2 rRNA genes are annotated in these 3237 nt (G+C 51.3%); both read right to left on the minus strand.

What is annotated here, in order from left to right:
• Positions 1-9 precede the first annotated feature (9 nt).
• Positions 10-125: ribosomal RNA gene (rrf, locus tag FW800_RS27200) — 5S ribosomal RNA — on the minus strand.
• Positions 126-282: 157 nt separating this feature from the next.
• Positions 283-3174, minus strand: a 23S ribosomal RNA gene (locus FW800_RS27205).
• Positions 3175-3237: the final 63 nt, after the last annotated feature.

The following is a 3237-nucleotide window of genomic DNA, read 5'->3' on the forward strand; positions in this document are numbered from 1 at the left end:
GGAATTTAATCTTGACGATGACCTACTCTCACATGGGGAAACCCCACACTACCATCGGCGATGCATCGTTTCACTGCTGAGTTCGGGATGGGATCAGGTGGTTCCAATGCTCTATGGTCGTCAAGAAATTCGGGTACTGAGTCGTGACCAGTTGGCCTCGCTTCAGCAAATTGGGTATGTGATAGTTTTCGGTGTTTTGTGAGCGTCGAACTTTCGGTTCATTGCGTCTTCACACACCGCAATCTGATGCTCGTTAGAGTAGTCAAATTGCTTGGGTGTTATATGGTCAAGCCTCACGGGCAATTAGTATTGGTTAGCTCAACGCCTCACAGCGCTTACACACCCAACCTATCAACGTCGTAGTCTTCGACGGCCCTTCAGGGAACTCAAGGTTCCAGTGAGATCTCATCTTGAGGCTAGTTTCCCGCTTAGATGCTTTCAGCGGTTATCTATTCCGAACATAGCTACCCGGCAATGCCACTGGCGTGACAACCGGAACACCAGAGGTTCGTCCACTCCGGTCCTCTCGTACTAGGAGCAGCCCCTCTCAAATCTCAAACGTCCACGGCAGATAGGGACCGAACTGTCTCACGACGTTCTAAACCCAGCTCGCGTACCACTTTAAATGGCGAACAGCCATACCCTTGGGACCGGCTTCAGCCCCAGGATGTGATGAGCCGACATCGAGGTGCCAAACACCGCCGTCGATATGAACTCTTGGGCGGTATCAGCCTGTTATCCCCGGAGTACCTTTTATCCGTTGAGCGATGGCCCTTCCATACAGAACCACCGGATCACTAAGACCTACTTTCGTACCTGCTCGACGTGTCTGTCTCGCAGTCAAGCGCGCTTTTGCCTTTATACTCTACGACCGATTTCCGACCGGTCTGAGCGCACCTTCGTACTCCTCCGTTACTCTTTAGGAGGAGACCGCCCCAGTCAAACTACCCACCATACACTGTCCTCGATCCGGATAACGGACCTGAGTTAGAACCTCAAAGTTGCCAGGGTGGTATTTCAAGGTTGGCTCCACGCAGACTGGCGTCCACGCTTCAAAGCCTCCCACCTATCCTACACAAGCAAATTCAAAGTCCAGTGCAAAGCTATAGTAAAGGTTCACGGGGTCTTTCCGTCTAGCCGCGGATACACTGCATCTTCACAGCGATTTCAATTTCACTGAGTCTCGGGTGGAGACAGCGCCGCCATCGTTACGCCATTCGTGCAGGTCGGAACTTACCCGACAAGGAATTTCGCTACCTTAGGACCGTTATAGTTACGGCCGCCGTTTACCGGGGCTTCGATCAAGAGCTTCGCGTTAGCTAACCCCATCAATTAACCTTCCGGCACCGGGCAGGCGTCACACCCTATACGTCCACTTTCGTGTTTGCAGAGTGCTGTGTTTTTAATAAACAGTCGCAGCGGCCTGGTATCTTCGACCGGCATGAGCTTACGGAGCAAGTCCTTCACCCTCACCGGCGCACCTTCTCCCGAAGTTACGGTGCCATTTTGCCTAGTTCCTTCACCCGAGTTCTCTCAAGCGCCTTGGTATTCTCTACCCAACCACCTGTGTCGGTTTGGGGTACGGTTCCTGGTTACCTGAAGCTTAGAAGCTTTTCTTGGAAGCATGGCATCAACCACTTCGTTAACTAAAAGTTAACTCGTCATCAGCTCTCGGCCTTAGAATCCCGGATTTACCTAAGATTCCAGCCTACCACCTTAAACTTGGACAACCAACGCCAAGCTGGCCTAGCCTTCTCCGTCCCTCCATCGCAATAACCAGAAGTACAGGAATATTAACCTGTTTTCCATCGACTACGCTTTTCAGCCTCGCCTTAGGGACCGACTAACCCTGCGTCGATTAACGTTGCGCAGGAAACCTTGGTCTTTCGGCGTGGGTGTTTTTCACACCCATTGTCGTTACTCATGTCAGCATTCGCACTTCTGATACCTCCAGCAAGCTTCTCAACTCACCTTCACAGGCTTACAGAACGCTCCTCTACCGCATCACTTACGTGATACCCGTAGCTTCGGTGTATGGTTTGAGCCCCGTTACATCTTCCGCGCAGGCCGACTCGACTAGTGAGCTATTACGCTTTCTTTAAAGGGTGGCTGCTTCTAAGCCAACCTCCTAGCTGTCTAAGCCTTCCCACATCGTTTCCCACTTAACCATAACTTTGGGACCTTAGCTGACGGTCTGGGTTGTTTCCCTTTTCACGACGGACGTTAGCACCCGCCGTGTGTCTCCCATGCTCGGCACTTGTAGGTATTCGGAGTTTGCATCGGTTTGGTAAGTCGGGATGACCCCCTAGCCGAAACAGTGCTCTACCCCCTACAGTGATACATGAGGCGCTACCTAAATAGCTTTCGAGGAGAACCAGCTATCTCCGAGCTTGATTAGCCTTTCACTCCGATCCACAGGTCATCCGCTAACTTTTCAACGGTAGTCGGTTCGGTCCTCCAGTTAGTGTTACCCAACCTTCAACCTGCCCATGGATAGATCGCCCGGTTTCGGGTCTATTCCCAGCGACTAGACGCCCTATTAAGACTCGCTTTCGCTACGCCTCCCCTATTCGGTTAAGCTCGCCACTGAAAATAAGTCGCTGACCCATTATACAAAAGGTACGCAGTCACCCAACAAAGTGGGCTCCCACTGCTTGTACGCATACGGTTTCAGGATCTATTTCACTCCCCTCTCCGGGGTTCTTTTCGCCTTTCCCTCACGGTACTAGTTCACTATCGGTCAGTCAGTAGTATTTAGCCTTGGAGGATGGTCCCCCCATATTCAGACAAAGTTTCTCGTGCTCCGTCCTACTCGATTTCATGACTAAGAGATTTTCGCGTACAGGGCTATCACCCACTATGGCCGCACTTTCCAGAGCGTTCCGCTAATCTCAAAGCCACTTAAGGGCTAGTCCCCGTTCGCTCGCCACTACTAAGGGAATCTCGGTTGATTTCTTTTCCTCAGGGTACTTAGATGTTTCAGTTCCCCTGGTTCGCTTCTTGCACCTATGTATTCAGTACAAGATAACCATCTTATGATGGCTGGGTTCCCCCATTCAGACATCTCCGGATCAAAGTCTGTTTGCCGACTCCCCGAAGCTTTTCGCAGGCTACCACGTCTTTCATCGCCTCTGACTGCCAAGGCATCCACCGTATGCGCTTCTTCACTTGACCATATAACCCCAAGCAATCTGGTTATACTGTGAAGACAACATTCGCCGAAAATTCGAATTTCTC

This window comes from Pseudomonas sp. 910_23 (assembly GCF_052850795.1).